This window comes from Pseudoalteromonas gelatinilytica, from assembly GCF_001641615.1.
GTDB classification, from domain to species: domain Bacteria; phylum Pseudomonadota; class Gammaproteobacteria; order Enterobacterales; family Alteromonadaceae; genus Pseudoalteromonas; species Pseudoalteromonas gelatinilytica.
Window position 1 is genome coordinate 187,491 of record NZ_LRRU01000020.1, and the last position, 26,674, is coordinate 214,164.

The 26,674-nt window shown below is 42.2% G+C and carries 19 protein-coding genes; 7 read left to right on the forward strand and 12 right to left on the reverse strand.

Features of this window, described 5'->3' with window-relative positions:
• Positions 1 to 5: 5 nt before the first annotated feature.
• Both ccoO and ccoN read right to left on the reverse strand, forming a co-directional pair.
• Positions 6 to 680, reverse strand: a complete 675-nt coding sequence (gene ccoO, locus NH153_RS13830; protein WP_063704815.1) for a cytochrome-c oxidase, cbb3-type subunit II — start codon at positions 678 to 680, stop codon at positions 6 to 8.
• Positions 681 to 692: 12 nt separating this feature from the next.
• The gene (gene ccoN / locus NH153_RS13835) at positions 693 to 2,126 is read right to left on the reverse strand and encodes a cytochrome-c oxidase, cbb3-type subunit I (RefSeq protein WP_063704817.1); all 1,434 of its coding nucleotides are present in this window, start codon (positions 2,124 to 2,126) and stop codon (positions 693 to 695) included.
• A 345-nt stretch (positions 2,127 to 2,471) separates the two neighbouring features.
• Between ccoN and NH153_RS13840 the strand changes: the two genes are divergently transcribed.
• The 3 genes from NH153_RS13840 to NH153_RS13850 all read left to right on the forward strand — a co-directional run bounded on the left by NH153_RS13840 (position 2,472) and on the right by NH153_RS13850 (position 7,554).
• Positions 2,472 to 2,891, forward strand: a complete 420-nt coding sequence (locus NH153_RS13840; RefSeq protein WP_063704819.1) for a hypothetical protein — start codon at positions 2,472 to 2,474, stop codon at positions 2,889 to 2,891.
• Between the two features lie 586 nt (positions 2,892 to 3,477).
• A complete protein-coding gene (locus tag NH153_RS13845; RefSeq protein WP_063704822.1) occupies positions 3,478 to 6,069 on the forward strand; it encodes a TonB-dependent receptor plug domain-containing protein in 2,592 nt (863 codons plus the stop codon).
• A 108-nt stretch (positions 6,070 to 6,177) separates the two neighbouring features.
• Complete coding sequence (locus tag NH153_RS13850) at positions 6,178 to 7,554, forward strand: hypothetical protein (RefSeq protein WP_063704824.1); 1,377 nt, start codon at positions 6,178 to 6,180, stop codon at positions 7,552 to 7,554.
• A 28-nt stretch (positions 7,555 to 7,582) separates the two neighbouring features.
• Here NH153_RS13850 and NH153_RS13855 read toward each other — a convergent pair whose 3' ends face one another.
• The 10 genes from NH153_RS13855 to NH153_RS13900 all read right to left on the reverse strand — a co-directional run bounded on the left by NH153_RS13855 (position 7,583) and on the right by NH153_RS13900 (position 20,918).
• The gene (locus NH153_RS13855; protein ID WP_063706142.1) at positions 7,583 to 7,846 is read right to left on the reverse strand and encodes a DUF3862 domain-containing protein; all 264 of its coding nucleotides are present in this window, start codon (positions 7,844 to 7,846) and stop codon (positions 7,583 to 7,585) included.
• Between the two features lie 11 nt (positions 7,847 to 7,857).
• Positions 7,858 to 8,691, reverse strand: a complete 834-nt coding sequence (locus tag NH153_RS13860) for a CsiV family protein (protein ID WP_063704828.1) — start codon at positions 8,689 to 8,691, stop codon at positions 7,858 to 7,860.
• Positions 8,691 to 12,164: a transcription-repair coupling factor gene (gene mfd, locus NH153_RS13865; protein ID WP_063704831.1), complete on the reverse strand. Its 3,474-nt coding sequence runs from the start codon at positions 12,162 to 12,164 to the stop codon at positions 8,691 to 8,693. Before mfd ends, NH153_RS13860 begins: the two co-directional genes overlap by 1 nt.
• A 29-nt stretch (positions 12,165 to 12,193) precedes the next feature.
• Positions 12,194 to 13,087 (reverse strand): carbon-nitrogen hydrolase, encoded by an 894-nt coding sequence (locus NH153_RS13870; protein WP_063704833.1) that lies wholly within the window; start codon positions 13,085 to 13,087, stop codon positions 12,194 to 12,196.
• Complete coding sequence (locus NH153_RS13875) at positions 13,080 to 14,138, reverse strand: agmatine deiminase family protein (RefSeq protein ID WP_063704836.1); 1,059 nt, start codon at positions 14,136 to 14,138, stop codon at positions 13,080 to 13,082. The genes NH153_RS13870 and NH153_RS13875 overlap by 8 nt, the downstream gene beginning before the upstream one ends.
• 84 nt (positions 14,139 to 14,222) lie before the next feature.
• On the reverse strand, positions 14,223 to 14,816 hold the full coding sequence (locus NH153_RS13880; RefSeq protein ID WP_063704838.1) for a hypothetical protein: 594 nt from the start codon (positions 14,814 to 14,816) through the stop codon (positions 14,223 to 14,225).
• Positions 14,817 to 14,921: 105 nt separating this feature from the next.
• On the reverse strand, positions 14,922 to 18,095 hold the full coding sequence (locus NH153_RS13885; protein WP_063704841.1) for an efflux RND transporter permease subunit: 3,174 nt from the start codon (positions 18,093 to 18,095) through the stop codon (positions 14,922 to 14,924).
• A 14-nt stretch (positions 18,096 to 18,109) separates the two neighbouring features.
• Positions 18,110 to 19,315, reverse strand: coding sequence for an efflux RND transporter periplasmic adaptor subunit (locus tag NH153_RS13890; RefSeq protein WP_063704843.1), 1,206 nt, complete (start codon positions 19,313 to 19,315; stop codon positions 18,110 to 18,112).
• 201 nt (positions 19,316 to 19,516) lie between these two features.
• Entirely contained in the window at positions 19,517 to 20,209 is a 693-nt protein-coding gene (locus tag NH153_RS13895) for a haloacid dehalogenase type II (protein ID WP_063706145.1), read from the reverse strand.
• A 55-nt stretch (positions 20,210 to 20,264) separates the two neighbouring features.
• Positions 20,265 to 20,918 (reverse strand): peroxiredoxin-like family protein, encoded by a 654-nt coding sequence (locus tag NH153_RS13900; protein WP_063704845.1) that lies wholly within the window; start codon positions 20,916 to 20,918, stop codon positions 20,265 to 20,267.
• Positions 20,919 to 21,022: 104 nt separating this feature from the next.
• Here NH153_RS13900 and NH153_RS13905 point away from each other — a divergent pair, with 104 nt between their 5' ends.
• The 4 genes from NH153_RS13905 to NH153_RS13920 all read left to right on the forward strand — a co-directional run bounded on the left by NH153_RS13905 (position 21,023) and on the right by NH153_RS13920 (position 26,643).
• Positions 21,023 to 21,913 (forward strand): LysR family transcriptional regulator, encoded by an 891-nt coding sequence (locus tag NH153_RS13905; protein WP_063704847.1) that lies wholly within the window; start codon positions 21,023 to 21,025, stop codon positions 21,911 to 21,913.
• Between the two features lie 70 nt (positions 21,914 to 21,983).
• On the forward strand, positions 21,984 to 22,544 hold the full coding sequence (locus NH153_RS13910; protein ID WP_063704849.1) for an RNA polymerase sigma factor: 561 nt from the start codon (positions 21,984 to 21,986) through the stop codon (positions 22,542 to 22,544).
• Positions 22,541 to 23,611, forward strand: coding sequence for a FecR family protein (locus NH153_RS13915; RefSeq protein WP_063704851.1), 1,071 nt, complete (start codon positions 22,541 to 22,543; stop codon positions 23,609 to 23,611). The genes NH153_RS13910 and NH153_RS13915 overlap by 4 nt, the downstream gene beginning before the upstream one ends.
• An 8-nt stretch (positions 23,612 to 23,619) precedes the next feature.
• On the forward strand, positions 23,620 to 26,643 hold the full coding sequence (locus NH153_RS13920; RefSeq protein WP_063704853.1) for a TonB-dependent receptor plug domain-containing protein: 3,024 nt from the start codon (positions 23,620 to 23,622) through the stop codon (positions 26,641 to 26,643).
• The last annotated feature ends 31 nt before the right edge of the window (positions 26,644 to 26,674 follow it).

Genomic DNA, 26,674 nt, shown 5'->3' on the forward strand with positions numbered 1-26,674 from the left:
AATAATTACTTCAAGTGTGTGCCAAGCTGTTGTAAGTAAGCGATTAGAGCTTGCATTTCAGTTGCGCCTTTACCATCGTTCATGGCTTCGATTTTCGCAATGTCAGCTTGTAGCTCTTCGTCACTTCCGTAACCTTTACCGTCGTAACGGTCGCTTGATTTATCAATTCCGAAGCTATCACGGAATATTTGAAGCTTTTTAAGAGTATGGGTTGTATCAACTCTGTTTTCGTCTAACCAAGGAAACGCTGGCATGTTTGACTCAGGAACCACAGCGCGCGGATCCATTAAGTGAGCATGGTGCCAATCGTCTGAGTAACGCTCACCAACACGAGCTAGGTCAGGACCAGTACGTTTTGAACCCCATTGGAATGGGTGATCCCATACTGTTTCACCAGCTACAGAGTAGTGACCGTAACGCTCAACCTCATCACGGAAAGGACGAATCATTTGAGAGTGACAGTTGTAACAACCTTCACGCACGTAGATATCGCGGCCTTCCATTTCTAACGCTGTAAGAGGGCGTAAGCCGTCAACAGGTTTAGTCGTATCGTCTTGGAACATTAGTGGAGTAATCTCAACAAGTGCACCAAAGCTGATAGCAAAAACAGTCAAGATAGCCATAAGGCCAACGTTCTTTTCGACTATTTCGTGTTTGTTTTGTGAATTATTATTGCTCATCGTCCTACTCCATTATGCCAATTGTGCGTCAGCGTCTAGTTGAAGCGAGTCTTTTTTCGCTGTCACTGTACGATAAACGTTGTAAGCCATAATTAGCATACCAGTTACGATGAATACACCGCCTAGGAAACGCATGATATAGAATGGGTGAGAAGCTTCTAACGATTGTACAAAGCTGTACATTAACGTACCGTCAGAGTTTACTGCACGCCACATTAGACCTTGCATTACACCTGAGATCCACATTGCTACGATGTATAGAACAACACCCACAGTGTGTAACCAGAAGTGCGTGTTAACTAATTTAACACTGAACATACGGCCTTGTGAGAATAGTGCAGGGATAAGGTGGTAGATAGCACCGATAGAAATCATTGCAACCCAACCTAGTGCACCTGAGTGTACGTGACCTACAGTCCAGTCAGTGTAGTGAGAAAGCGCGTTAACTGACTTGATAGCCATCATAGGGCCTTCGAACGTAGACATACCGTAGAAAGATAGAGAAACAACTAAGAAACGTAATACTGGGTCAGTACGTAGTTTATGCCAAGCACCTGATAACGTCATGATACCGTTGATCATACCACCCCAAGATGGAACGAATAAGATAACTGACATAACCATACCTAAGCTTTGCGTCCAGTCTGGAAGCGCAGTGTAGTGTAGGTGGTGAGGACCTGCCCAGATGTATAAAGAAACAAGTGCCCAGAAGTGAACTACCGATAAACGGTAAGAATAAACAGGGCGACCTGCTTGTTTTGGTACGAAGTAGTACATCATACCTAAGAAACCAGCAGTTAATAAGAAACCAACAGCGTTGTGACCGTACCACCACTGAACCATTGCATCTACAGCACCTGCGTAGATAGAGTATGATTTAGTAAGTGAAACTGGAATTGCCATGCTGTTTACAATGTGTAAAACGGCAACAGTAATGATGAAACCAGCGTAGAACCAGTTCGCAACGTAGATGTGCGATACTTTACGCTTGATTAACGTACCAAAGAATACAACTGCGTAAGTAACCCAAACAATCGCGATAAGAATATCGATTGGCCATTCAAGTTCTGCGTATTCTTTTGAGCTTGTGATACCTAAAGGTAAGGTAATCGCTGCTAGTACGATAACAAGTTGCCAACCCCAGAAGGTGAAGGCTGCTAGTTTATCTGAGAAAAGGCGCGTTTGACATGTACGTTGAACGACGTAATAAGACGTCGCAAAAAGTGCACTTGTACCAAATGCGAAAATTACTGCGTTCGTGTGTAACGGACGTAGTCGAGAGTAAGTTAACCATGGTGTATCAAAGTTAAGAGCTGGCCAAGCTAATTGGGCAGCAATCAGAACCCCAACACTCATGCCAACGATGCCCCAAATCACTGTCATAATAGCGAATTGGCGTACAACTTTATAATTGTACTCAGTTTGTGATGCTACTGTTTGGCTCATTTTCTGGCTTCCGCTGCAATTAATGCGTTTTAGAAATGAATTACCCACTTTCATAAAAAGTGGGGCCTACTATTACTTCACAAGCGTGTTACCTAAAGCTAGCTAAAGATGTTAGCTTCAGAAAACAAACTCGAGAAACCCTTATTTTTGCGATGGAAATGATAAAATTTTTGACCTTAAAAAGATAGGTCAATTGCATAAAATTATGACATCAATCAAATTTTAACGCTTTGTTGGTTATTTTTTGTCAGAGATTGTATTTTTATTAGCTTATTCCATTTAGCATGGTTGTCTTTTCGCGGGTAGCTCACTAGTATCCGCTTTTATTTTATACAGGCAAATAGAGTGCGAACTAGTTTATTACCCATTTTCCTTTTCAGTGTATTTTTAGCTGCATGTGATAGCCAAAGTATAGAAGAGGGCAGCACAAGTACAAGTTGCGAAAATAACAGCCATTGTCATTACCCTAATAATGATGAAATCTGGCTAAGCAATTCTGATATAAGCCCTGAAACGCCGTTTACAATTAACCTAAAGCTGCCAAGTAATGCAAATAACCTTTCAGCAAAACTCGAAGGTGTCACTATGTACATGGGGTTTATTCCACTGCAGTTTAAAAAGTCAGGTCAACTTTGGGCTGCTGATACTATGGTAGGGGCGTGTTCTGAGTCAGTAATGACTTGGAAAATGACTGTTACTTATATTAATGCAGACGATCAGCCGCAAACACTATTTTATTATTTCGATTCTCTGCAGTCTCTCTAAGCCAATTTTTGCTTGCTCACCGTGTTACAAACTTAATTAACACTGTGAGCAATGTCATGACCCGGTCATCTTTTTCTATTTAAATTCTCTTCATTGGTCGTTTGTTTGTGTGAAATTACAAACAATCGGAACAAAACCTAAAAATCATCCTCTAATGCACTGTTAAACAGGCTAACTTTGTCTATTTAGTTAATTTTAGTGAATAACTATGGTTAGCAGTCTTACTAAGCCTTTACGGTTTTTATAACGTTGTGTGATCAACTTGTAAAAATTTCATTTGTAGCACTAATTAGGTGTTAGTTACACTTGATTACAAAGTGCGTGCAATTGATTTCAATCGTGTTTTTTTTGGTTCTTAAGTTTATTACTTGCCTGATTTTCTAGTGTTTTTTTCTGTTAACATTGATACATGGTGAAACCTTTTTACCTAAAATGGAAACTGTAATTTATTGCTGTTTTTTATTTGATCTATCATTCAGTTTTCGTTCAGTTAACTGCGCCTAAGTTGCCCTCCGCTGACTCGTGATTCTAATAATAACGAGCGCTACCTGACTAAAGGTAAATTTCCAACAAGTAGGGTTTTCACATGAAAAAATCAATTCTTGGTTTAGCTGTTGTATCAGCAATCCCAATGTTCTCAAGCATGCAAGTTTTAGCTGCTGATGATGCAGCAGAGTCTATTGAAAAAATTCAAGTTACAGGTTCTCGCATTAAGCGTACCGATATGGAGACGTCTAGTCCTGTAACTTTAATCGGCGCAGATGACATCAAAGCAATGGGTGCATCAAGCATCGATGGCGTTCTACAAAAAATGACTGCAGCAAGCGGTGCGATGACTAACCCTGCTGTTAACAACGGTTCAGGCGGTAACGCACGTGTTGACCTACGTGGTTTAGGTGCACAGCGTACTCTAGTACTAGTAAACGGTCGTCGTATGATCAACTCTGGTACTGGCGCAGCATCAACTGTTGACTTAAACACAATCCCAGTATCAATGATCAAGCAAGTTGAAGTACTAAAAGACGGCGCATCTGCTGTATACGGTACTGACGCGGTAGCTGGTGTTGTTAACATCATCTTAAAAGACGACTTCGAAGGTCTAGACATGAACCTTAACGGTGCTATCACTGGTGAAGGCGATGCAGACGAAACGTCTTTCGATATCACAATGGGTTCAAGCTTTGACCGTGGTAATGTTGTAATTGGTTTACAATACACTGACCGTGGCGATGCTTCTCAAGCAGACCGTGATTTCTCTGATTGTCCAATCGAAGAAGATTACGAAAACGGTAGCTTCTACTGTGGTGGTTCTTCTTACACGCCTTTCGGTCACGTTTGGGCTGAAAATGCAAGCTTACAAGGTCAAGCTGACGGCGAGTGGCACGACTTCACTTCAGCTGGTGATGCATACAACTACTCAGCAACTAGCTACCTTTACACACCAATGCGTCGTTTAAACCTAACAGGTATTGGTCACTTTGATTTAACTGACGATACTCGTTTAGTGTCAGAATTCACTTACTCTAAGCGTTGGTCAACTCAACAAATGGCTCCACAGCCAGTATGGTTTGACTTCACTTACGATGCAGCAACTATGGGTGATTCACTTCTTTCTCACGGCGTAGCTGATGGTGAAGAAATCTCTTACGGTCGTCGTATGACTGACGTAGGTCCTCGTGGTTATGAGCAAGTAGTTGACACAGTACGTGCAGTAGTTGGTCTTGACGGTGCATTCGACAACGGTTGGGGCTGGGATACTTCAGTAGTATTCGGTCGTAACGACTCAGTTGACCGCGCAACTAACCTACTTAACATGGGTTCAATCCAAGACGCAATCGAAGCGGGTGACTTCAACCCACTAAACCAATCTGATTGGTCAGGTAGCAACCTTGCACAATACAACTACACTGAAAACAACTCAGGTGGTAGCCAATTACTAGTGATCTCTGCTGGCCTTAACGGTGAAGTAATGGAACTTCCTGCAGGTTACGTTGGTTTCGCAGCGGGTATCGAGCGTCGTGAAGAAAAAGCATGGTACGTTCCAGATTCACTAACTTCACAAGGTCTTGCAAATGACCCACGTGTTGAACCAACTGGTGGTCGTTTCGACGTTAACGAAGCGTACGTTGAATTTGCTGTTCCACTACTAGCTGACGCACCATTTGCACAAATGGTTGATTTAAGCGCTGCTGTTCGTGCATTCGATTACAGCACATTTGGTTCAGACGAGACTTGGAAACTAGGTCTAACTTGGCGTGTAAACGACGAATTAATGCTACGTGCTGTTCGTTCAACTGCATTCCGTGCTCCTACAGTATCTGAGCTTTACCAAGGTAAATCACCTTCATTCGAACAAGTTAGCTTCCCTGGTGCACAAGACCAAGCTGAAGTAACTGTTGGTGGTAACGACCAATTAACGCCAGAGCTTGCTGATACAGTAACAGCTGGTTTCGTATACGCTCCAGAGTGGTTCGACGGTTTCTCAATGACTGTTGACTACTATGAAATCGAAATCGAAAACTCAATTTCAAGCGTAAACAACCAATACATCGTTGAAAACTGTCTTGATGCTACTACTGGTGCATACAAGAACCAAGATACTGCACTATGTCAGTCTTCTGCAATCAACTTCAACCAAAGTACTGGCCGTATTAGCTTCAACAACCAATTACAAAACATTGGTAATGAATCTACTAAAGGTTACGACGTAAACTTCAAGTATGCATTTGAAGCTGCAGGTCTTAACTGGCGCACAGGTCTTGATGTAACTATTCTTGATGAGTACATCGTTGATTCAGGCACAAGCACAATCGATTACACAGGTCTTGTAACTTCAGGTATCGGTAGCTACGCGAAAGTTAAGTCTAACTTCACTCTTAACGCGTCTGGCGACAACTGGGATGCACAATACCAAGCACGTATGATCGACGGCTTAGACAGCTACTCATGTCTTGCTGACGACAGCGAGTGTTTAGTACCAAGCGTTGGTACTGTTGTATACCACGACATCAGTGGTTCATACATCATGAACGACACAGTGTCATTCTCTGCAGGTGTTAACAACTTATTCGATAAGCAAGCACCTTACTACTCAGGTAACAATGACTCAAACACTGACCCGTACACATACGATGTACTAGGTCGTCGTTTCTTCGCTGGTATGAACATCAAGTTCTAATCTAGTTTGAAATGATTACTAAGGCCCAGTTTTTACTGGGCCTTTTTTATTGTCTGAAAGCCTATCAACGCGTAAACTAAGGGGGCATTAGTTAAAAACGAGGTGATATTGCTTAAACAAGACGAAAACTTATCTTTTATTATTGAGCCTGAGCTTAAACCACGCACAGAGCAACGACTCGACCTGTATTTTTCCATTCCGAATGAAATGAGTGTTAACCCACAAACACTGAGCGAAGAATCTTTCTTTAACAACAATTTTAAATCTCACCTTGCGTATAACGCTAACAACATTCACTTACCCTTAGTTAGAAGCCGTTTTGTTAGTAAAAACAAAGGTGAACAACAAGATTATCGACAAAACTTAAACTTGTATTGTTATCAAGTGCGACTCGCACTGAATGCAGATATCAAAGACACTTTAAAGTACCAAGAAGCCGATGAGTTTTATCCTGCCGCTATCGAATTGTGCGAGCAAACAAAAGGCTTGCTGAAAAAACTAAGACGCTATACCCCTGATGATGAAAAGTTACTGCCATTTTATAAAAACGCGGATAACTACTTAAGCTGGCATGTCGAGCAGTCTTTTTTGAAGTTATTAGATGAAGGGCCGCGCAGCAGTGATTTTGCGAAAGAACGCAGTGAGCTATTAGAGTTTTGTAAAGCCGAAAACAGTTACCGAGAAGAGCAAGAGTATAACTCGCAATCTACACTCGAAGATGCCAACCGTATCACCAATAAAATGCGCCTATTACAACGTTTAATTGAGCATGGGGTGGTACTCAATCGCACTACACGGCATTTAAACAGTTACTTAAAGCGCATGGTGAAGGGCACGGTGACGGCTGTGATTATGGCCTTTGTGATGCTTGTCGTGCTGAATGCACGTTCAAACTTTACCGAAGTGACAGCAACCTTGATTTTGATCTTAGGCGTTATTTACGGTCTTCGTGAGATTTTTAAAGAAGATATCACGCGGGTGATCTGGCGGGCTATCGTTAGAGGGCGGCCAAAATGGCGTTTTCAGTTTAAAAACAGCATAACTAAAGACAAAATTGCCAGCCAATACATTTGGCTTGAATACACCACTTTTAAACGTATTCCTAAAGCAGTCAGAAGAATTTTTTCAAAGCGACGTCATCAAAATAAACAAGCTGCTCAGTGGCTGCATTTTGCAAGCGAAACACAAGTTAACGCCAAAGAGTTTTTACCTGGCTACGACACCTTGCAACAAACCATGCAATTTAGCTTGGCACCCTTTGCTCGTTATTTAAAACGCGGTGAAGGTAAACTTTATCATCTTGATAGTAACAAAATATCTAAGCAAGCTGTTGAGAGGCGCTATCAGTTAAATGTGGTTTTAGTGTTCACGCAAAGTGAAGAAGAGACTTTATATCAGCGTTACAAGATTACGTTAAATCGCAGCAAGATCATCAATATTGAGCGTATCTACTCACAAACAGACATTCTGAAAGATGAAAAATGAAAGGGTGGCCTCGGCCACCCACGTAGGTTTATTTAGCGTCTAAACCTGTTTTGCTGTAAAGCGATACTTTGTCTGATACTAGCGTAATTTCGATATTTTTATCTTTGTTACCCCAGATACAGTTAGTGTGGAGTGTTTTTTCTTCGCACTTATCTGCAGAGCCTAAAATCGCTTCTACTTCAGCTTTATCCATGCCAATTTCAATTTTTTCGTAGTTCTCTAAATTTACTTTTGAGCAACCCGCTAAAGTAAGTGCCGCAGCCGCTGCTGCAATTGCCATATATTTTTTCATAATTGTATCCATTAATGGTTGTAGCGTCTTATTTGAAGGATCATTCCCATTCGTGGGTGATCAAAATAATGTATCTCGTTACTGATCACACGTTTAAATTGTGAAAAACGTGCCTTTTCGTAATCACCGTTTTCTAAACGCTGACTAATATCAAAATCAGCATTGATGAATAGGTAATGACGAACATAAATCTTCATTAAACCGTCTAATTCCCACTCAGGTACATGTTGTAATTGTTCAGGAATATAGCGTTCAGTAGGGCCGACTAAACTAATAAAATCGTTATTTTCACTCTCTACTGGACTTGCGTGTTTTGCTAAGTGATCGCCGGCAAATAGGCGAATACTCGGTGCTCTTTTTTCACTCATTTCAGGAAAACGCCAGCCTGTGTGCAAAATGGGTGTTAAGCCTTTTCTATCAAGCTGATTTTTTTGCTCAACAAACTGTAATTGTTCTGGTGCAATTAAATATATTTCGTCTGTGTCTTCACGGGGTTCAACAACAGGTGTAACAGGCAGTTGATTATAGCTTGCTAAAAAATCAACACTGTCATCACACACGTTTGAGTGAGGATTGCTATTCACTAAAGAGTCTGTGAATGAATCAGAACGAAAGCGGCTATCACCCTCAATACATGCTTGTTTCGCTTGCGCTGTGTATGCAGGAGTTAATAGATCTTTGCTACGCTTAGCGTTGATTTCATCGTGTTTTAAACTGAAATCTTCCTGTAAATAGGGGGCCGGGCGCTGTTTATAAATAAGAACTTCTATTTCGAACCAACGTGCTGCAAATGACGAGCTTGTAAATAAGCAACAAAGCAGTAGTAAACTATTTCTAAACAACATTAATGGCTAACCTTTTTCTCGAAATCTGCAATCATTGCAGTGACCATTTTTAAGCGTTCGCGAGCGTTGGCTTCGCTAATTGCAAAGCGCAGTTTATTTGCGCCATCCATTTTATACACCTGCGGTGCACTTTGTATCAAACCTATAATGAAGCTAGGGTTAACCTTTGTATGCTGGCTAAACTCAAAATAGCCGCCTTTCGGGTTTGCTTCAATCTTTTTAATGCCAATATGACTGGCTTGCAGTTTTAATTGCTGCAAACTGAATAAGTTTTTAGTGGCGTCAGGCAGCAGACCAAAACGGTCAATCAGCTCTACCTGTAACTCGTCCATATCATTGAGGTTAGCACAGCTTGCAATGCGTTTATAGATACCTAAACGTACGTTGACATCATGAATATAATCATCAGGCAATAACGCTGGCAGCTTTAAGTCCACTTCGGTTTGCTGACCGAGTAGGTTCTCAAGGGTTGGCTCTTTACCTTCTTTGAGCGAGTTGACCGCTTGCTCAAGCATTTCCATATACAAACTAAAACCTATGGTTTGCATTTGACCTGATTGGTCATCACCAAGCAGCTCACCGGCACCACGAATTTCTAAGTCATGAGTTGCGAGCGCAAAACCTGCACCCAAGTCTTCCAGCGATTCAATCGCTTCAAGGCGTTTAACCGCATCTTTACTAAGTGATTTTGGGTTACCAGTGAGAAGGTAGGCATACGCTTGGTGATGGCTTCGGCCAACACGACCACGCAATTGATGCAGTTGTGCCAGACCGAGTTTATCTGCTCTATCCATAATAATGGTGTTGGCAGTCGGTACATCAATACCAGTTTCGATGATGGTGGTACACACAATCACGTTATATTTCTGGTGATAAAAATCACTCATAATTTGCTCAAGCTCGCGCTCTCGCATTTGACCATGTGCGGTTGTTACGCTGGCTTCAGGGACCCATTCACTGATTTCTTCAGCAACTCGGTCTATGGTTTCAACATTATTATGTAAGAAATACACCTGACCACCGCGTTTAATTTCACGCAGAATTGCTTCACGAATAAGCTCTGCATCTCTTTGTCTAACAAAGGTTTTAACCGCTAAACGTTTCGCAGGCGGTGTGGCAATAATTGATAGATCACGCATGCCACTCATTGCCATATTTAATGTACGTGGGATAGGGGTTGCTGTGAGCGTTAAAATATCGACATCGGCACGTAATGCTTTGATTTTTTCTTTTTGACGCACCCCAAAACGATGTTCTTCGTCAACAATCAATAAGCCCAAATCTTTAAATTGAATATCTTGTTGAATAAGCTTGTGAGTACCAATAACGATATCTAATTTACCCTCAGCCATTTTATCGAGGGTGTCTTTTTGTTCTTTGGTTGAGTTAAAGCGCGATAAAACACCGACCTCAATTGGTAAATCAGCAAAACGGTCTTTAAAGTTCTCATAGTGTTGCTGTGCAAGCAGTGTGGTGGGTACAAGTACCGCAACTTGCTTGTTATCATTTACGGCTACAAATGCTGCACGCATTGCTACTTCAGTTTTACCAAAGCCAACGTCACCACACACTAAACGGTCCATTGCTTGCTTACTTTGCATATCACCGAGCACAGACTCAATGGCGTTGCGTTGATCGTCAGTTTCTTCAAATGGGAAGCTGTCGCTAAACTGACGATATGCACTGCCATCAAGCTTAAATTGGTTGCCCGGTTTAGCTTGGCGTTTTGCGTAAATATCTAACAGTTCAGCAGCCACATCACGGACTTTTTCAGCGGCACGTTTCTTGGCTTTTTCCCATGCATCGGAGCCCAATTTATGGAGCGGGGCAGAGGCCTCTTCGCCACCAGAATAGCGGCTAAGCATATGTAATGCAGAAACGGGCACGTATAGCTTTGCCTCGTTAGCGTAGATTATCGTAACAAATTCAGTGATCACACCGGCAGCATCGATAGTTTCTAGGCCTTGATAGCGGCCTACACCATGATCAAGGTGCACAATCGGTTGGCCTTCGCGTAGCTCAGCAAGGTTACGAATAAGCGCATCTTGGCTGGCTTCATATTTATGTTTACGGCGTCGACGTTGCGAGACCTTAATGCCTAATAATTCTTGCTCTGTGATTATAGTTAAACGCGGTTTACCGTCTAACACCACACTTTGCTCAAGTGGCGAAACGATTAGGCCAACATCACTCGAACTGTTGGTAAAATCGCTAAACGATTCAAATTCTTTGAGCTTTAAACCACTTGGTTTTAATAAGGTAAGTAATGATTCGCGGCGGCCGTCCGATTCAACCGAGAGCAGTACGCGTCCTTTTTGTTTTTTCTCGCTAGTAACATAGTTTATTAAACCTTGATACGGTTCATGTAACTTATGATCAATACGAACATTGGGCAGCTCTTTACTAGCTAGGTTTGTATGACCCGCTTTGGTGCCTAACTTGGCTTGCGATAAACGAATACGTGCGTATTTAGCAAATTCACTAAACAGCTCATTAACGCTTTGATATAGCTTAATTGGCTCAAGAAGTGGCCTGAGTGGATCAACACGGCGGTTTTCGTAGCGAACATTTACATCGTGCCAAAACTGATCAGCAGCATGTTCTATATCGCCAAAATGCATAAACGTCGTATTGCTTGGTAAGTAATCGAAGATGGTTGCCAATCCATCAAAAAACAGTGGCATATAATATTCGATACCGGCAGGCCAGGTTCCTTTAGTCACCTGCATATAAATTGAGTCTTGCTCTGAGCTTGCGCCAAATTGTTCACGATAATTGATACGAAAACGCTCTATGTCAGCGTCGTTAGTTGGGAATTCGTGAGCTGGCAGTAACTCAATTTTGTCGACCTTTTCATCTGAACGTTGGCTTTCAACATCAAATAGACGAATGCTGTCGAGCTCATCATCAAAAAAGTCTAAACGAAATGGGTGAGGGCTACCCATAGGGTATAAGTCAACGATAGAGCCGCGAATCGCATATTCACCATGCTCCATCACTTGTTGTACATGTAGATAGCCCGCTTGTTCAAGGTTTTCACGTAGCGTGTGCGTATCTAGGGTATCGCCTACTTTGAAGTTAAGGGTCGAACCATATATAAACGAAGCAGGGGCAGTACGCAGCATTAAGGTCGACACTGGCACGATTAATACACTTTGTTGTTCTTTTTTTAAGGTATTTAAGGTGGCTAAGCGCGCTGAAATAATATCTTGATGCGGCGAAAAATGATCATAAGGTAGCGTTTCCCAGTCAGGGAAGACCATGACTGGGTTTTCAGGCAATAGAAATTCGAGTTCAGTTTCAAGGCGTAGGGCGCTTGGCGTATCTGGGGTGACAATAACAACCAGCTCGTTGTGTTGCTTTACACCTTCTGCGATGGCGATGCTAAGCCCGCTACCGGTAAGTTGTCCCCATTGAATTTTATCTTTTTCAGATTTTACCCAAGGCAATGCTGCCCATTGCGCAAACGCCATTTACTACTCCTTTAAACTGTTTTTACTGCTTAGTCTCGATAAATCTTGGTTAAGTCCTGATAGTGATCGATACGACGATCACGAAGGTAAGGCCAAATTCGACGTATGTTTTCACTACGTGCTTGGTCTAATTCAACAACCAATAATTGCTCATCGCTGTTGTTCGCTTCAGCTAAAATTTCACCTTGAGGGCCCGCGATAAACGAGTTACCCCAGAACTGAATACCTTCACTTTGACCGCTTGGATCACTTTCGTGGCCAACACGGTTACAGCTGATCACCGGTACACCATTGGCAACTGCATGAGCGCGTTGTGAAATAACCCACGCGTCTTTTTGACGTGTTTGTTCGTCTTTTTCATCACGCGGGTCCCAACCTATGGCTGTTGGGTAAATTAAAATTTCAGCACCAGCCATTGCCATTAAGCGTGCCGCCTCTGGGAACCATTGATCCCAACACACTAATACGCCTAATTTACCGACAGAGGTGTGAATAGGCTCAAAACCTAAATCACCTGGTGTGAAGTAAAACTTCTCGTAAAAACCTGGGTCATCAGGAATATGCATTTTACGGTATTTACCGGCAATGCTGCCGTCAGTTTCAAGTACCACAGCAGTATTGTGATAAAGCCCTGTAGCGCGCTTTTCGAATAATGATGACACGATCACCACATTGAGTTCTTTAGCAAGTGCGCCTAAGGTGTCTGTGCTTGGACCTGGAATTGTTTCTGCTAAATCAAAAACGTCTACATCTTCGGTTTGGCAAAAATATAAACTGCGGTGTAGCTCTTGAAGAACAATAAGCTTAGCGCCTTGGCTTGCTGCATCACGAATACCAGCAATAGATTTTGCCATATTGTCTTGAGCATTATCGGTGTTTGATTGCTGAACAAGAGCAACCTTTAAATGCGTTGGTTTAGTCATTGTTAGTTCCTGCTAAAAAGCCGCGCGGTAATTGCATTGTAATACAGTGTAAGCTGCCAAATTGGTGAATAATTGGCACACAATTAATACCCACCACAGTGTGATCTGGGTATGCTTTGGCAACCTGACCAAGCGCAAGTTGGTCGTTTTCATCACCATAAATTGGTACTAAAACGGTTTTATTGATAATTAAATAATTAGCGTATGTGGCAGGTAGTCTGTCACCATCTTCATTGAACACTGCTTTTGGCCAAGGTAAGGCAATCAGTGAGTAGTTTTCACCCTCAGCTGTTTTAAATGATTGCAGTTGCTTTTCCATTGCATCAAGGGCTGCAAAGTGCTCATCATCTTTATCATCACACTGTACATAAACGAGGGTGTTGTTTGGAGCAAAACGTACCAGTGTATCAATATGGCTGTCGGTATCATCACCCGCAAGGTAACCGTGATCAACCCAAAGAAACGACGTAGCACCTAGTTGCTCAACCAGCGTTTTTTCTATATCTGCTTTTGTAAGTTCTGGGTTACGATTTGGGTTTAACAAGCACTCGCTCGTTGTAAGTAGCACACCGTGTTCGTTGATTTCAACGCCACCGCCTTCAAGAACCAGTTCACTTTGCTGATAACCATTTTTAGGATTAGCAACTTGTTTTACAAGCACTTGATTAATTTGATTATCAAGTTCACTTGCAAATTTATTGCCCCAACCATTAAAAATAAAATCCATTACTTTTAATTCTGTTGCGTCATCAATATTCGCACAGGTTAATGGACCATGGTCGCGTGCCCAAGTATCGTTACACAGTGTCACCACAAAGTGAATGCGTTTAGCATCAACTTGTGCGTTTTCAAGTAATGTCTCAATATGTGCTTTAAGCGCATTATCATGAGCCACAATAACAACATCTTGTTGTTGGCTTATTGCTTGGCAAAGTGCTACATACACAGGCTCAACAGCAGTTAAATTTGCTGCCCAATCAGTATCTTGGTGTGGCCAAGTAAGCATGACGGCATCTTGCTCAGCCCATTCAGGTAAAAGTCTAAATTTCATGAAGGTAATAAACAAACTAAGGTGGGGCTAGTTTAGCATTTTAGCCATAGATGTCAGCTTTTTGTGCGCGATAAAGCGTGATTTTTAACTGTCTTGTTGCTTGTTTTCTTGTTGACGTTTTTTTAGTTGGCGCGTTTGAGCATGCAACGCAGCTCTTACGACTAAATCTTGGTCAGCATCTCGAATCGCTGTAAACAATAATGTGTATTGGTATTTATCATCATCACACTTTTCAATGGCGACTAATTCGGTATAGCAATAAATGGCAGATGCTTCGTGCTGCAAGAACAACTTAGTACGAAATGTTTGACCCAATTCATACACTTCTGTTGAAGTTAGTTTTACACCGCCACCACCGTAGCTATCGCAATAGTTAGCGTTATCTTCAGGCTGCTCAGAGGCTAGAATGTGGCTCATAATTAAATCAATTTTGCGTGACTGGGCTTGTAAGAACACCGCTAACTCTTGAGCTACATCACCTAGGTTACGAAGAGGGCGTAAGGTGGTTTGCTCAAGTTCGTTTACTTCGTTAGCAAGTTTAAATAAAGCAGGGATATCAGCTTCGAGTTCAGCATTGGTTTTTGGCACAGCTTCAGGTTCAACGGCGTATAAGTTGACGCGATTGCTCTCATTGATTTGAAAAAACTGTTCAAATTCGGCTAATTTTTGATTATTCATGCTGCACTCCACACATCTTTCCTTAATACTAGCGTTCGAAGCAGTAAATTGCTAGTAATCAAATAATCAAAAAAAAGGGCAAACTCATTGTTTGCCCTTCATTTTTTACAGGTTACCCTCTTGGGTTTTGACATGTTCTTGTTGATGATGTTTCGCTATCTCATCAGCAAGCTCTTGTCTTGAACGTTTTTCAGTTAACTTACGCGCCGTTAACCAATAAAAGAACAGTGGCACAAAGAATACGGCCAGGAATGTTGCGGCCATCATACCGCCCATTACACCGGTACCAACACTATGACGTGCACCTGCACCTGCGCCAGAACTCAATACTAGAGGTACTACGCCTAAAATGAATGCAAGCGAAGTCATAATGATAGGTCTAAAACGTAACCGTGCAGCCTCTAGTGCAGCAGTACTTGCGCTCCAGCCTTGTTGATGTTTCATCAAGGCGTATTCAACGATAAGAATCGCGTTTTTACTAGCAAGACCAAGAAGTGTTACCAGACCAATTTGGAAATACACATCGTTTGTCATTCCAACGACCCAAACCGCTATAAGCGCACCAAAGGTACCAAATGGCAGGGCAAGCATGACTGAAAGCGGCAGTGACCAACGCTCATATAGCGCTGCTAGAATCAAAAATACCATGATCACAGCAAGGCCTAAGGCAATCCCCGTGGTGCCCGAACTGCGTTTTTCTTGGAATGCAGAACCTGTCCATTCGTAGGTCATATTAGGTGGTAAAACGGCTTGCGCAATACGCTCAACCTCAGCAATAGCTTGACCCGAACTGTAACCCGGAGCTGCATTACCCATCAGTTTAACCGCAGGTAAGTTGTTATAACGATTTAGGTTTTCAGGCCCACGGCTATACTCGATAGTGGTAAAGGCTGAAAGCGGCACCATAGTACCTTGATTGTTTTTAACATAGATACGACCAATGTCGTCAGGTTTCATTCTAAATTCAGCATCTGCAGACATCAGTACTTGCCATGCGCGACCAAATTTATTGAAGTCGTTAACGTAATAAGTCCCTAAGTTACCCGCAAGGGCAGTGAACGCATCATCAATTTCGACACCCATGGCACGTGCTTGTTCACGGTCAACATCAACACGTAGCTGTGGTGCATCAGGGCGCCAAAGTGTTTGCAGACCACTGATGATAGGGCTCTTTTGTGCTTCAGCTGTCATCAATTGCATTGCATGTTGAAGTTTGTCTGGGTCGCTATCACCTTTGTTTTGAATGTAGAACTCAAAACCACCGGTGTTACCTAAACCAAAAATTGCAGGCGGATTAAAGGCAAGCACGAGTGCCTCTTTAATACCCGCTGTTTTCATGAATAGCTCTTGCACCAGCGCCTTGGTATCAACTTCACGTTCATCCCAGTGCTTTTGAGTTACGAATAAGGTTGCAGCACTGTTTTTGTAACCACCACCAATAAAGTCAAAACCGGTAAACGCCACCACGTTTTCGTTCGCTGGGTTTGATTGCACGGCCTCAACAACTTGCTGTGTGACTTGCTCTGTGCGCTCAAGTGATGAACCGTCAGGTAAGAAAATTGCAGAGATGTAATAACCTTGGTCTTCATCTGGCACAAGCGAACCTGGGGTGTTTTGCCAAAGGCCAATTGTAGCGGCAATCATACCCGTCATTAAGATCAGTCCTAACAGGCCACGGCGCACCATAAAGCCAACAGCACCAACATAACGGCCTGTGATCTTGGTAAACATGTTGTTGAACCATAGGAAGAAGCGGGCAGTTTGCTTGTGTTCTTGCTTTAAAATAAGCACACAAAGCGCTGGCGTCATCGTTAACGCAACGATACCCGATAAACTCACAGCAATCGAAATAGTAATAGCGAACTGACGGAATAACTCACCGGTTAAGCCGCCTAAAAACGCAATTGGCACAAACACTGAACAAAGTACTAAAACAATGGCCACTACAGGGCCGCTTACTTCGCCCATCGCTTTAACGGCGGCGTCTCTGGCACCTAGGCCTTCTTCGTGCATGATACGCTCAACGTTTTCGAGTACCACGATGGCATCATCAACAACAATACCAATCGACAACACCATGCCGAATAAGGTGAGTGAGTTAATTGAATATCCCAGCATATACATGCCGGCAAATGTGCCTAGTAGTGATACTGGTACAGCAAGGGTCGGTATTAGGGTCGCGCGCCAGTTTTGTAAGAATAAATACACCACTAAGAATACCAATACCATGGCTTCAAGCAGTGTTTTTACAACTTCACGAATTGATACTTCAACAAAGCGGGTTGTGTCGTATGACGTTAAATGAGCAAGACCGGTAGGGAACTGGCTTTTCATTTCTTCAATAACACTGTTTACTTCTTCGGCTACATCAAGGGCGTTAGCACCAGGTTGCAAGAAGATACCTAACAGTACCGCTTCTTTACCGTTAATCGTCCCTTTGAAGTTATAATCTTTTGAGCCAAGTTCAACGCGGGCAACGTCTTTTAAGCGTAAGCTACTGCCGTCTGTGTTTGAACGAATAATGATATTTTCAAACTGCTCAGGCTCAGACAAACGCCCTTGTGCAGTCACACTATAAACAAGCTCTTGTGGCGATTGCGTAGTAGGTGTGGCACCAATTTTACCTGCCGCGTATTGCGAGTTTTGTACACGAATTGCCCCTGCAATTTCTTCAACAGTGACGCCTAACTGGCTCATTACATCAGGGCGCAGCCAAATGCGCATTGCGTAATCTTTGGCACCAAAAATTTGTACACTGGTGGTGCCAGGTATACGCTTAACACGGTCAAGGACGTTCATAGTGACATAGTTTGATGTCCATAAACTCGAACGTGTTCCATCTGGTGAGTAAAAGGCATGAACTTGTAAAAAGCTAGAAGAACCTTTTTGAACAACCACACCTTGGCGGCGTGTTTCTTCAGGTAAACGCGCTTCAACCTGCTTAACACGGTTGTTTACGTTAACGGCTGCTTGGTCAACATCAGTACCAATTTCAAAAGTAACTTCGATGGTCGTTGAACCTGCACTGGTTGACGTTGATGACATATACATCATGCCTTCAACACCGGTAATAGCATTTTCTATTGGTGTGGCAACCGTCTGCTCAAGTACATCAGCTGATGCACCTGGGTAGGCTGCGGTTACCTGTACAACCGGAGGTGCTATTTCAGGATATTGCGCCACAGGTAAGCTGCGCATCGCAGCAAGGCCCGCAAGTACAATAACAATAGATATAACAAACGCAAAAATGGGTCTGTCTATAAAGTAACGAGAAAACATAAGACTCCCTGTGCTTATTCTGCGTGGCTTGGGTTAGCGGCAGGTTTGCCAACATTAACTGGCATACCTGGGAAGAAAATACGTGCCATGCCATCAACAATAACTTGGTCGCCTTCTTTTAAACCACTGCGAATTAACCAAAAGTTTTGGTATTGCTCATTTTCTGGTTTTTTGATCCACTCACCTACAGTAACAGGGGCAGGTAAAGCGACATCCATACCTTGCTCGTTTTTACTTACAACATAAACAAACTTACCAGTGCCGTTATCAAGAACTGCACGTTGCGGCACGATGAAAGCGTTTTTACGTACTGCACCACTTAACTCAACGCGAACGAATTGGCCTGGGCGAAGCTGAAAATCAGGGTTAGGAATAATTGCCTGAAACTCACTGGTACCTGTGTTTGGATTAATACGCACATCAGAGAAGTTAACTTCACCGGTTTGTCCATATAAAGAACCGTCTTGAAGTTTAATTTGTGTTTGCCAGTGGCCTTGCTCTGGTAACGTCAGTGAGCCATTTTTAACATCTTGACGCATTTGCAGTTGTTCACGCTCTGATAAGCCAAAACGAATACGAATAGGATCAAACTGAGTCATTTGAGTCAGTAATAAATCTGGACCAGAAACATACGTTCCTTCAGAGACAAACTCACGTCCCATTACTCCTGCGACAGGGGCTTTTACTTGCGCATATTCAAGGTTTAGTTGCGCTTCTTTTAAGGCAACTTTTGCTGCGGCTAAATCAGTTTTTGCAATATCATTGGCTGAGCTTGCGTTATCGTAGTCACGTTGTGAAACGGACTTTTCGGCACGTAGTTTAGCTAATCGTTTAACGTCACGATCAGCTTGAACAAGCGCTGCTTTTGCACCATCAAGTGCAGCTTGCGCACGATCAACTGCAAGTTGATAAGGTTCTAGGTCAATTGTAAATAATGATTGGCCTTGCTCTACACGCTGACCTTCTTCAAAGTTGCGTGATTCAAGAATACCGGTGACACGGGCACGAACTTCAACTTCTTTTGAACCAGACAGCGTCGCTGGCAGCTCAATAGTAAAAGGTGCATCGTGTGTTTCCATTGTCATAGTCGCGACAGCAGCGGGGTGCATTTGACCCTGTTGTTGCTGTGGCGCTTCAGAACAACCTTGCAATAGCAAAGGAGCAGAAACTAATAACAACGCAGATAATGATAATTTGGCAGGTGCGAAAGGCAGACGCATGTTTACTCCACAGTCCAATTGTTAAGTAGGTATACATAAAAAGTAGTCTATCAACATGACAGACGTAACTATGTATATTCATTTGTCGTCTAGTTTATACCCAAAAAAGAGAAAGGTACACCCTGTAGTTTACTTTTTTATTGGACACAAAAAAACGCAAAGCATTTTCGCTTTGCGTTGATAGACAGATTAAATCGCTTCTTACTTTTGACTAAGCAATAGGGCTAACTCTTCAAGATTTTTAACGATGTAGTCTGGTTGCTTAGCCAATGGGTAAAGGGCTTTTCCGGGTCTTGCGATAAACGCTGTTTGCATTCCTGCTTCTTTAGCGCCTGCCACATCCCAGCCATGTGCTGCAACCATTAAAGCTTCGTGAGGCGCTACATTTAATTGTTCAAGCAACCACTTGTAAGCGCGCAGATCGGGTTTATACACTTTAATATCTTCAACACTATAACGGTGAGTAAAGTAATCTGTTAAGCCTGCATGTTGAAACTGCGCTTTGACACCATTATTTGACGAATTGGTAAAGCTGACTAGTTTATAATCTTGCTTTAATTGCGCCAATGCGGGTTTAACATCGCTATGGGCAGGTAAAGATAAAAGCGGCGGCACAATCGCTTGCTTAGCTTGCTCTTTGGTTAACGAAATTTGATTATTACTTGCGACCATCATCAGCGCGGCAACGCCTATATCAGCAAAGTCATGATAATCATTCGATACCGTACTCACTAATGAGTGATGCAGCATGGTCGAAAACCAAAGCGGCAATAACTGGGTATTACCATCGAGTGCTTTAGAGACTGAACTTTGCATTTGTTCAAGATCAAGCAAGGTCTCATTGACATCAAACACAATTACCTTTGGTTTTGCTTGGATTTGCGACGCTGCCATTGTGCCTCCCGAGAAAGTTAAGGTTAGCAATAAAACGAGACTAAAAAGGGCTTTACTAAACACGGTTAATTGCTTTAACTGCGTTAAGAACATCTAAAGGCTCCGCTCTTAGTGTGTAATCTTCATGAGCAAATGCAAATTGAATCACCCCTTGGCTATCAATTACGTAAGTTGCCGGTAATGGTAATTCGTAGCTATCGTCACCATTGGCTTTAGGAATATCTAAGCCTAGCTGATCATAAATAGGGATCAAGCGCTCATCTAACGTGAAAACCAAACCACACTTTTTAGCCAATGAGTTAGCCACATCAGAAAGCACCGTATAAGCCAGCTCGTTTTGCTGTTGAGTCGACAGTGATTCATCGGGTAGCTGAGGAGAAACAGCAACTAATTGGGCATGTTGATCTGCAAATGCTTGTTGCATGTTATTAAGTGCGCGAAGCTCTAAATTACAATACGGGCACCAACCACCACGGTAAAAGCTCAGCACCAGCGAGCCTTTCGATAACAATTCTGTTGAGCTAATTTGTTTACCCTTGCTGTCGGGTAATTCAAATGCTGGAAACTTATCACCCACTATTAAAGCGTGATGACTTAATTGTTCAGCAATCAGCTTTTCAGTTGTGACATCCATCAAATTTAGGATATCAGCAGGGACATTGGCTTTCTTTTGCACTTCAAATGCATCGATTTGGGTTTTTAAAGACATACATACTCCAATCATTTTGACTATTTGTAGTAAGTATAGAGTTTTAAATTTTTATATATACAATACAAAACTGAAACCTAAATTCGAAAATATTGAATCAAGCCATGTACAGTTTATGTGATTTAGAAACCTTTATTGCCATAGTTGAAAACCAAGGGGTGGTTGCCGCCGCTAAAGCTCAGGGCCTTTCACCCGCTACGGTTAGTCATCGCTTAAGTAAATTAGAAAAAGCATTAAGTACGGTGTTGCTGTTTCGTGATAGTAGGCGAATACGCTTATCACCAGCAGGAGAGCTGTTTTATCAACGTGCTGGGGCCATTTTAGAGGCGCTGTATGATGCTGAGCATCAAATTGGCGCACGAGGTTCGGCGGTGACAGGGCTTTTACGAGTCACTATGCCGCCTTGGGTCTTCTCAAAATTTGTGATGCCAGAGCTTGGTCATTTTGAACAGCAATATCCCGACTTGAAACTCGATTTTATGATCACAGACCAATTTGTAAATATTGTGGATGATGCCCAAGATGTAGCTATTAGAGTAGGTCAGTTGGCAGATTCAAACTTGCTTTCACGTAAGCTTGTTAGTAACTCTCGTATTTTGTGTGCAGCCCCAAGCTATATTGAAAAATATGGGCTACCAAGAACGGTCTCAGATCTTAAAGCGCATTACTGGGTATGCTTGCCATGGCAGCGACAGCTTAAACTTAACGAGGGTGGCCAAATAGTTAATTATAATGCGAGAACGCGTTTTACCGTATCTAACTCAGATAACATGACGCAGGCTGCGATTGCAGGTCATGGCATAGCCATTAAATCATATATTGCAATTAAAGATGATTTAGCAGAAGGGCGGTTAATCGAAATACTCCCTAATAGCCTTGTTGATGCTGACGCGCCTGTATGGTTTTTAAAACCACAAAACAGCCTAGTGACGCGCAAAACAGAGGTTTTTTATGAGTTTATGAAATCTTTGTTTACCGAAGGTACAAAAACTTAACAAATGGCTTGTAATTAAACTGAAATCTCGTACCCTAAAGCAATAAAAATATAATAAAGGTGAGTTAAGGATGACAGATCAAACTGGGGTTATCACCGCTTTTACCGAGATATCGAGCAAACTTAGGCGCTTTGTATCACGTATCGTCAGCCCTGATGATGTAGAAGATATTGTGCAAGAGACGTTTATAAAAAGTTATGAAGCAGATCTTAAACAAAATATCGAATACACTCACAGTTATATGCTGAAAACGGCTAAACATTTAGCACTCAATCACATTGCTAAATGGGACAATAAATACAAAGAATCGTTAGATGAACAACAACAAGTTGAACATCACATGCGTTCTATGGCACTTGAAGATGAAGTAACCTCTAAAGAGCGCTTTTTGTTTTTTTGCCGAGTAACTAACGAATTAAGCCCGCAAGTAAAAAAATGTTTTATATTAAAAAAAGTCTATGGCTTAAGCCAAAAGGAAATTGCTGCTAAAATGGAACTCAGCGAAAGTACTGTTGAAAAACACATAGCCAAAGGCTTATTACATGTTCACCGAGCAATGAAATCACACGATGTACAACCTCAGGCATATAGCCCTACCACAGAGTTCACTGCAAAAGAGGTGAACAAATGAGTAATGTTCACCCATTTTCATCAAAAGAAATGATTCAAGAGCAAGCGAGCCAATGGATCAGTGCAATTGATCGTGGTTTATCTAAAGATGAAGTGAGCCAATTACATTTATGGGCTCATCAAAGTGCGGCTCATCAAGAGGCCTTATTTGAACTTGCGACATTATGGGATGAAATGAGTGTGCTTAACGAGTTAAGTAGCTTATTTCCTTATAAAGCCCCGCAAAAACAACCCGCTGTATTTGGTATGGCAACGGCGGCTAGCTTTTTAGTGGCGATGCTGCTTGGTTGTATCATGCTCATTTATTCAAGCTATTGGCAGAACGAAGAAAACGACTACGCAAAGTTTACTAAAATTTACCGCACTAAAGTGGGCGAGCAAGCCACGTTTGTATTGCCCGACAGCACGATTGTGCAGCTTAATACCAATACTAAACTTGAAGTTGCTTATACCGGCGATCGCCGTCAGTTGATCTTGAGCCGTGGTGAAGGCCGCTTCAATGTTGCTAAAGATGCAAGTCGTCCATTCACTGTTATTGCCGGTGATAAATCATTTACTGCTCTTGGTACCGTGTTTAATGTGCAGCGAAATACTGCCTCAGACTTAGAGTTAGTGGTGACCGAGGGCAAGGTAATGATTGCTGATCCGAGTACGCAGGTTGATGCCAGTGATTTTAATCGTTTAAAAGATGCCTCGGATAACAGTGCTGATATTAAAGCACTTCGCGCGAATGTTGTTGTATCTGGTGAGAAAGCACTGATAAAACAAAGTAAAACTGAGCCGATTAAACAGTTATCTGTTGATGACGTACAGCGTGACTTAGCTTGGCAACAAGAAATGTTAATCTTTAACGGCGAACCGCTTGGTGAAGCTTTGCAAGAAGTGAGTCGTTATACCGCCACACGTTTTGAATTGAATGACCCAAAACTTGCTTCATTGAAAGTGGCTGGTGTATTTAAAACAGGCGACATAAAAGAGTTACTTGATTCTTTACAGGCCAACTTAGGTGTAGAACATCAACGTTTAGGTGAACATCGTGTTAGCTTAACTATCGCTGCAAAAGGTTAGTTTTGCCTATGAGAATACGCCAATGTAATGATGTTAATTGTGCGCCACCTTCTCGTCACAAAAAATTAATTAAAAAAAAGTTAAATTTACATAGCGGATTTTTCTTCCTCACTTGTTTGTATAAATTGCGCAGTAAGCAATTGCCTTTGTTACCAGCGTCTATTGTCATTTATGGCCTCACAGCAGGCCAAATAGCAATAGCAGCTGAAAAACAAATGCTGCAATTTGATATCAAAGCGCAACGAGCTGATTTGGCGTTAATCGAATTTGCAAAGCAAACAGATCAAACCGTCATTTTTTCTTTCGAATTAGCAAAGCAATATCAAGCGCAATCTGTATTTGGTTTTTATACTAAATTGGATGCACTGAATGCGATGTTAGAAGGCACTGAGCTCGATGCGGTTGTTGATCAACAAGGCTTGCTGAGTATAAAACTCAAACAAGTAGATAGGATAGATAATAACATGATCAAAGTATCAGGGGTCAGCGCTGCAGTCGTGCCATTACTGCTTGCCGCCAATACGCAAGCGTTCGCAGAAGATCAATCAGCAGAAAAAAACATCGAAAAAATTGCCGTTGTCGGTAGCCGTGTGGCAGGTCGCTCGGTTGAAGATTTACCGGTTCCGGTTGATATTTTAAGTGCCGAAGCACTTGAGAATACAGGCCAAACAGAAGTAGGCCGTATGCTTCAGGCTATCGCACCGTCTTTTAACTTTTCAAGCTCGTCTATCAGTGATGGTACTGACGCGCTTCGCCCTGCAACATTACGTGGTTTAGGGCCAGATCAAACCTTAGTTCTTATCAATGGTAAGCGTCGTCACCAAGCGAGCCTTATCCATATTAATACGTCAGTAGGTCGTGGTACGGCAGGTACCGACATGAACGCCATTCCTGCTGCTGCAATCAAACGTATTGAAGTATTACGTGATGGTGCTGCTGCGCAATATGGTTCAGATGCGATTGCGGGTGTTATTAATATCGTATTAAAAGACGCTGAAGAAGGTGGTAAAGCGGCGATTAACTACGGTGAATATTCAGAAGGTGATGGTGAAACAGTCAATGTTGATTTCAACACAGGTTTTGCCCTTGGTGATGATGGTTATTTAAATACTACAATCAACTACCGTGACCGTGCACCGACTAACCGTGCAGGCCTGCATGGTTCATGTCAATTTTACGGCTGTACTGAACTTGATGACGGTACGCTATTAGCAGGTGATCCGCGTGAGTTAACGGCACCTCGTGATACGTTTAGAATTGGTGATGCAGATTCACAGCAATTTGCTTTAACTATTAACACTGGCTATGAGCTTGCTGGTGGTGAGCTATATGGCTTTATCACTTATTCGAATCGTGAAAATGAATCTGCAGCGTTTTTCCGTCATAACGCAAATGCTACAGGTAACCCTGTATTGCAAGATGGTGATGCGACCATTCCAATGGGTTTCTTACCGAAAATTAATACTATTATTGATGACGTGTCTTACAACGTGGGCTTTAAAAAGTCGTTCGACAATGATTCAAGCATTGATTTATCGTACACCTACGGTGAAAACAGCATTGATTACACAACGAGTGACACTATCAATGGCTCATACGCTAACTATCTTCGTTATGACCAAGGTTTAACGGCTGATGAAATTCGTGCCACGATTCCGCGTTCAGCGTATGCATACGGCCTTGAATTATCACTTCAAACAATCAACCTTGATTACACCAAAGATTACGATAACTTCTCATTAGCACTAGGTGCTGAGCTTCGTACTGATGAGTTCCGTATTCTTGAGGGTAGCGAATATGCTTATCGTGATTACGACACCGTTGATGGTGTGAGCATCTATTCTGGTTTAAATGGCGGGGTAGGCAGTGTTGATGCTGCAAGCGGTACGCAAGGTTTTGGTGGTTCAGATCCGGCATCATCAGTTGATGAGTCGCGCGATGTGATCTCATTCTACATGGATGCAGAAACCTATGTTATTGATGATGTAATTATCTCAGGTGCGGTACGTTACGATAACTACAAAGGTTTTGGCGATACAGTTAACTTTAAGTTAGCGGGTAATTGGTCAATTACTGAAGATGTGTCTTTACGTGGTGCACTAAGCACAGGCTTTAGAGCGCCTTCGATGCAACAACTTTACTTTAATAACGTAAGTACACAGTTCGTTGTAGGTGATGATGGCAGCTTAGTCGCTGAGCAAGTAGGTACATTCAGAAACGACAGTACCTTAGCGCAATCAATTGGTATTCCTAAGCTAAAAGAAGAGAAGTCACAAAACCGCAGTCTAGGTATCGTGTATAACGTGACCGACAATATCAATTTAACCATTGATTACTACTCGATTGATATCGACGACCGTATCGTTATTTCTAACCGTTTAGGTAAAGGTTTATCAGATACGCTCGATGCTGCACTTGAAAGTTCAGGCGCAGGTGCGGGTCAGTTCTTCTTAAATGGTGCAGACACCGAAACCGAAGGTGTTGATTTAGTTGCAACATGGAACACAGAAGGCCTTGGCGGCACGCTTGATTTCACCTTTGCTGCTAACTTCACTAAAACTGATGTAGTTGATTTATTTACGCCATCAGGCAGTGGCCTTGAGACTATTCCGGTAGAAGATGTGTTTTCTGCTCAAGAAACATCAATTATTGAAGAATGGCAACCTGAAGATCGCATTAACTTAAGTGCGCTTTACCGTTTAGAAGATTGGACAGTAAACCTTTCTCTAAACCGTTACGGCGAATACACAGTTGAAGATGGTGGCCGTCAAACATACGGTGCTGAAATATTAACTGATGTAAAAGTTAACTACTTCTTTAACGAAAATCTGTCATTTAACATTGGTGCAAATAACTTATTTGATGTTTACCCAGATAAGAACACCATTGGTAATTCACGCTCGGGTACGATTGTTGATGCAAGCGGCAACACAATTGTTTCAAGCCCAGGTGTATTCACTTACTCACGTCGTTCAGCACCATTTGGTTTTAACGGTGCGTACTATTACGTAGGTGCAGAGTACAAGTTCTAAACTCCCTTTAGATTCCTTTATTATTTAACTT

Excerpts from the sequence above, each read along its gene's own strand:
- mfd (WP_063704831.1), bottom strand. The coding sequence starts at position 12,164 with ATGGCGTTTGCGCAATGGGCAGCATTGCCTTGGGTAAAATCTGAAAAA.
- ccoO (WP_063704815.1), bottom strand. The coding sequence starts at position 680 with ATGAGCAATAATAATTCACAAAACAAACACGAAATAGTCGAAAAGAAC.
- NH153_RS13910 (WP_063704849.1), top strand. The coding sequence starts at position 21,984 with ATGACAGATCAAACTGGGGTTATCACCGCTTTTACCGAGATATCGAGC.
- NH153_RS13855 (WP_063706142.1), bottom strand. The coding sequence starts at position 7,846 with ATGAAAAAATATATGGCAATTGCAGCAGCGGCTGCGGCACTTACTTTA.
- ccoN (WP_063704817.1), bottom strand. The coding sequence starts at position 2,126 with ATGAGCCAAACAGTAGCATCACAAACTGAGTACAATTATAAAGTTGTA.
- NH153_RS13895 (WP_063706145.1), bottom strand. The coding sequence starts at position 20,209 with ATGGCAGCGTCGCAAATCCAAGCAAAACCAAAGGTAATTGTGTTTGAT.
- NH153_RS13880 (WP_063704838.1), bottom strand. The coding sequence starts at position 14,816 with ATGAATAATCAAAAATTAGCCGAATTTGAACAGTTTTTTCAAATCAAT.
- NH153_RS13920 (WP_063704853.1), top strand. The coding sequence starts at position 23,620 with ATGAGAATACGCCAATGTAATGATGTTAATTGTGCGCCACCTTCTCGT.
- NH153_RS13875 (WP_063704836.1), bottom strand. The coding sequence starts at position 14,138 with ATGAAATTTAGACTTTTACCTGAATGGGCTGAGCAAGATGCCGTCATG.
- NH153_RS13905 (WP_063704847.1), top strand. The coding sequence starts at position 21,023 with ATGTACAGTTTATGTGATTTAGAAACCTTTATTGCCATAGTTGAAAAC.
- NH153_RS13900 (WP_063704845.1), bottom strand. The coding sequence starts at position 20,918 with ATGTCTTTAAAAACCCAAATCGATGCATTTGAAGTGCAAAAGAAAGCC.
- NH153_RS13885 (WP_063704841.1), bottom strand. The coding sequence starts at position 18,095 with ATGTTTTCTCGTTACTTTATAGACAGACCCATTTTTGCGTTTGTTATA.
- NH153_RS13845 (WP_063704822.1), top strand. The coding sequence starts at position 3,478 with ATGAAAAAATCAATTCTTGGTTTAGCTGTTGTATCAGCAATCCCAATG.
- NH153_RS13870 (WP_063704833.1), bottom strand. The coding sequence starts at position 13,087 with ATGACTAAACCAACGCATTTAAAGGTTGCTCTTGTTCAGCAATCAAAC.
- NH153_RS13890 (WP_063704843.1), bottom strand. The coding sequence starts at position 19,315 with ATGCGTCTGCCTTTCGCACCTGCCAAATTATCATTATCTGCGTTGTTA.
- NH153_RS13860 (WP_063704828.1), bottom strand. The coding sequence starts at position 8,691 with ATGTTGTTTAGAAATAGTTTACTACTGCTTTGTTGCTTATTTACAAGC.
- NH153_RS13915 (WP_063704851.1), top strand. The coding sequence starts at position 22,541 with ATGAGTAATGTTCACCCATTTTCATCAAAAGAAATGATTCAAGAGCAA.